General features: G+C 44.4%; 4 protein-coding genes. All 4 read right to left on the bottom strand.

Annotated elements, in window-relative coordinates; genetic code table 11:
* Positions 1-108: 108 nt before the first annotated feature.
* Positions 109-555: a DUF29 family protein gene (locus LAY57_RS07010; RefSeq protein ID WP_249065634.1), complete on the bottom strand. Its 447-nt coding sequence runs from the start codon at positions 553-555 to the stop codon at positions 109-111.
* 91 nt (positions 556-646) lie between these two features.
* The gene (locus LAY57_RS07005; RefSeq protein ID WP_249065633.1) at positions 647-2,089 is read right to left on the bottom strand and encodes a hypothetical protein; all 1,443 of its coding nucleotides are present in this window, start codon (positions 2,087-2,089) and stop codon (positions 647-649) included.
* Positions 2,082-2,417 carry a hypothetical protein gene (locus LAY57_RS07000; RefSeq protein ID WP_249065632.1) on the bottom strand — a complete coding sequence of 112 codons (336 nt, stop codon included), beginning with the start codon at positions 2,415-2,417 and terminating at the stop codon, positions 2,082-2,084. The genes LAY57_RS07005 and LAY57_RS07000 overlap by 8 nt, the downstream gene beginning before the upstream one ends.
* 23 nt (positions 2,418-2,440) lie before the next feature.
* On the bottom strand, positions 2,441-4,580 hold a 2,140-nt coding region (locus LAY57_RS06995), incomplete at its 5' end, for a CHAT domain-containing protein (protein WP_249065631.1).

Raw genomic sequence — 4,580 nt, 5'->3', positions numbered from 1 at the left:
AAAGCGCAACTACGTACCTTTTTTAGAAATGTGCGATCGCTCTTTTTCCGGTTGCTGGGGAAGAGATGACATATCACCACCTTGTCCTGGGGCTTTTTCATAGCTAATTTATTGAGGTTTTTCAGTAGATTCGGTAGAAGTAATCAAAGCTAAGGCACTAGCTATAATGTCATCTTCTTTAACCATTGTTTTTAGTTGTCGCGCTTCATAAATGCCTTCAAGAGTTTCTAAAGCAGCATCATCAAGAGCAGAAGAATATGCTTCAATGAGAGTTTCTTCTAATTCTTCTAAATTCAGATAAGATCCGTTAGATTTGAGACGTTTATTGAGCCGCTTTATGTTCCTAACAGAGTTTCTAATTGAAGTATCCCAAGAGCGAGTTGTCCGGTTTTCTACTTTTTGTTTGATTAGATGCAATAGCAGAACTACTGCAAAACTATAAATGTTGTTGATGATATCTTTTTTGCTCATTTCTGCAATTTCTTCGGCAATGACTAAAGCGCCTTTAATATCGCCTTGGAGTAAAAGCTGTTTCAGTTCTAAGATTTCTTCCATTGGTTAAAAAGGGAAATTAGGATGGTGATCGCGCTTCTTCATCTTCTTGAGGAATTGCTACTTCTGGACTTTGGGAAGGGAGTAAGCTAACTTAATTTTTGGTTGATTCGCTTTGCGGCTTCATTTTTTTATTAGTGGGTTTTCGGTTTATTAAATTAGTAGCAACTTTCCAGGTAAGTAAGCCAGAACCTAAGCTGATAACGATAATTAATATGAAGGTAGCAAAGGCGCTAAAATCGAATGGTTTATTAATGTTTATTACTCCCGGTTTCTGCTCAATCCAGTATGGGACGCTAGTTGCTACTACCCCGGCTACGCCTATCCCTGCGCCTACTACGGCGATTGTAGTTTGCAGGTTGCGATCGATCTCTGCTTGTTCGATCTCTACAATTCCTCTGATCGATGCGATCGCTTTATCTAATAAGCCAGAACCATGCACGAAATAGCCTAATTTTCCTTGGATTTGTTCTTGAAAATAGCTGCTATTTTTTTGACTGAATTGTGTTAAAAATATCGGTTGGTTATTTAAAGCATCTTGATAGTTTAATGTGATTTTTTCTACCACTCTGTCAATAGTATCTAAGTAATTTCGATCGTTCAACGCGATCGTGTGGCGGTAATCTTCTAAATCTCGCAGCATTTGAGCGTATTCTAGTGCAATTTTAGGCAGTTCTTTCAACTGGGTTTTTAATTGTCTTAGTTCTTCTGCGCTCAAATTCTCTGATGACAACCCATTGATTTTATCAATTTGTTCTTCGATTTTTTGGTAATCATCAGCAATTGCAATTTTAACATCTCGGCTATTTTTATAAGATTGAATAATTTTATTGCGATAAAACAATAATATCAAAAAATCTTGATAACAGTCTCCAAATTTGGTTTCGGTTTCTGGGTCAGTAAATAACCAAACAATGACATGAATGTAAGTATCTGGTTGGTTAGGATTACCGTATTCAAAAATCGGACTACCGAAGAGTTCGCCGTAGCGATCGAGCCTTAGAGTGTTAGGATATGCTGATGGGATGAAATTTTTAACGCACTTATCGGCTAAGTCTCGGATAAACCGATCGCCTTTTTGCTTCTGTGCTATAGTTAATTTTGCTGTAATTAGTAAAGTTTGCCCTAGAGAACTTTCGACAAAATTTGGCAGGAAGCAGTTGGGGTGAAATTTTTCAAGCTGGGTGATGTCTATGTCTTGATATTTGTCACTAGGGGTTGGTTCTGGACAACCGATGTTTAAACCAAAAGCGTAACTATCGCGAAGATCGAGAGGATGAACAAAACCTTTAACAATTAATGGATCGATGTCTGGATTGTGGGGATTTTCTTCTAAATAAACTTCGCCTTCGATCGGGATAGAATAATTTGTTGGTGCGTGTAAATCTGGTAGCGGCTTTACCTGAAATTCTTTTAGAATTTTCAGAAATCTATCCTTAACCAAATCGAGATTGTTTGCCTTTCCCGTCGCGTTGAAACCCTCAGTCAAATGAAAAGCAAACAAGTAAATATTCGGTTCGGAAATTCGCTCACCCATTTTTTTCATCCCGTACTTTTTTTAGGGCATCAACTTTTTCCTGAACGGTTTTTCTAACTTCTCGAAAAGTATTGTCTAAATTGTCAGGAAGTGGATCGATCAGATGTTCGAGTTTTATTTGTCGGCAAGAATCGTTAAGAATTTTTCCTAACGGTTGACGTTTGCCGCACCAACCAATAATAAGATCGACGGCTTGTTCAATTTTATCATCTGGCAATTTAGCTAGACTTTCATTAAGGATAGGTAAGTCTTGCATGGCTTGAGGCAAAGGAGAAAAATTATTTTTCAGCAGTTCTAGAAAAGCTAGAAGAGTTTTGTTAGAATCCATAAATTGATTTGCCCTGAAAGTTCTTAAAGTCCGATCGCACAGAAAGCCGCCCAATAAGCCGGATTTTCAAAAGGGAAAGGTTCATCACCATTTGATATTAACCATCGATCGATTCCTTTCCCGCGTTCTTCATCCAATTTTAAGGTATCCAGTTCCTTGAGAAAGTCTTCCCTGGACAAATTACGCAGCCAGTTTTGAGCTTTTTTGAGGGCGACAGCAACGCTAAGGCTGGGTTTTTTCGCCAATTCTAGATAAAAGCGAATCATCAGAAAAGCGGTAGCCAAATCGCTGACCGACCACAAACTGCTGACCACATTGGTAGCGCCAGCATAGAGGAAACCGCTAGCTAAACCGATATATTCATCGGTGAGGGCGGTATCTACCAATCCAGTTTCGCACGCAGAAAGGGTGACGAGGCGACAGACGGGTAAATCGAGATTGGCAAAGATTTCTCTGAGGGTCAGTCCTTGGGTGGTGGTATCGAAGCGCCGACCGTCACGGATGGTAACATATCTTTTTTCTTTTTCGCTGTCCGCCGTTTCTTCCGCTGGCTGTGGGTCTGCGATTGCGGTTTCTGTGGCTAAAACTAGGGCGGAGTTGAGGGGATAATTTGGGTTAAAACTGCCGTGACAGGAGAAATGGGCGTAGTAAGCGAGACTTAATTTGGCGAGAGTTTCTGGGGAATTAAGGGCGATTTTGGTAGCTTGGCGGCGCTTGAGGATGTGCGTGTCTGGGTCGAATTGGCGAGAAATCGTTTCAACTTCAATTTCGGTGTAGTTCAGGTCTTCGGTGGGGTTTTGGATGGCGAACAGGGGAGGTTTATTGGGAGACTGGCGCTGGCGTTGGTGGAGGCGTTCTAGAAATTGGCAGCTAGGCGCGTATTGAATGCCGTTGGGGTAGCAGTCTTGCAGGATTTTGCCTTCCACCGATAAAGCGTGGAGGGGGATTAAATGTAAGTCGAGGTGGGGAACTAGGATCAGTTTTTGGATGGTTTCGGGCAGTTTAGCGCGGATTGAGTTGAGTTGCAGAGATTGGGAAATCGCTTCTAGGCGCGGACGGAGGGCTTCTTGCCAGGTAAATTGGCTGTAGTCGCTGCGGTAAGTGGCGATGTGGATGTCGAGTTGTTGGCGGTCTTCGCCAGAGAAGGCGAGGTGTTGAATTTGGATTCGATCCCCCCCTTGCCCCCCCTTAAAAAGGGGAGGAATGGAATCGTCAATCAAAGTCCCCCTTTCTAAGGGGGATTTAGGGGGATCTTCGGCGGGAATGGCGACGAGAAAGACATAAAACCCATTTTCCGGGTTGGGGGGAAGATACCACTCGATGAGGGCGGTTTCGGTGTCGAGGAGTTGGGTGAAGTCGGGGAGTTGGGGAATGACTTTTTGGGTGAGGGTGAAGTCGGGGTCGCCGATTTCGATGAGGAGTTGGTCGAGTTGCTGTTGCAGGTTTTGCAATTCGGTTTTGAGGTTGTCGGTCGCTGGGGAAGTTGGTTGTGGCGTGGGGATGTTTCCCTGTCCTCGCGTCTCGGTATCTGTGCGTTCGTCGGTGGCGTCGGTGGGTTGGGTGGTGTCGAGTTGTTGCTGCAAGTCGGTGATTTGGCGGCGGAAGCGGCTGAGGCGTTGTTTTTGGTCTGCGGTGGCGTTTTTGGGGTAGAGGTTGGCGCTGTCGAGGAGTTCGATGAGGGTGCGAGATTTGCTGCGTTCGACGGTGAGGAGGGCGGTGTCGTAGCGTTCCGCATTGATGCAGGCTTGCACCATTTTTTCGTAAACATCGAGGGCATCTTGGAGGATTTCCCGCTTGCTGCGTTGGGAGGTTGCCCACTCCCGACTTTGTTCGACGGCTGAAATGGCGTTTTCGTAGCCGTAGATGGCGTTATTCCAGTCTTGGAGTTCAAAAGCGAGGTTGCCGAGGTTGCGTCCTGTGTCAAGGCAATCTAGGGGGAAGGCTGAGGGAGTGCGAACTTCTAGGGCTTCTCTATAACAACGGATCGCTTTTTCGATATTCTCTGCCCTCTCTCCTCTGATTCTGTCAGAGTAGGCATTTGCCAGATTATTTTGCGTCCTTGCCCAATTTTCGGGAAAGGCATCGCGGGTGCGAACAGTGAGTGCGGCGGTGTAAAATTCGATCGCTTTTTCGATATTCTCTGCCCTCTCTCCCCTGATTCTG

The organism is Argonema antarcticum A004/B2, assembly GCF_023333585.1.
Classification (GTDB): Bacteria; Cyanobacteriota; Cyanobacteriia; order Cyanobacteriales; family Aerosakkonemataceae; genus Argonema; species Argonema antarcticum.
This window is presented reverse-complemented; position numbering and strand designations above follow the sequence as displayed.

Excerpts from the sequence above, each read along its gene's own strand:
- LAY57_RS07010 (WP_249065634.1), bottom strand. The coding sequence starts at position 555 with ATGGAAGAAATCTTAGAACTGAAACAGCTTTTACTCCAAGGCGATATT.
- LAY57_RS07005 (WP_249065633.1), bottom strand. The coding sequence starts at position 2,089 with ATGGGTGAGCGAATTTCCGAACCGAATATTTACTTGTTTGCTTTTCAT.
- LAY57_RS07000 (WP_249065632.1), bottom strand. The coding sequence starts at position 2,417 with ATGGATTCTAACAAAACTCTTCTAGCTTTTCTAGAACTGCTGAAAAAT.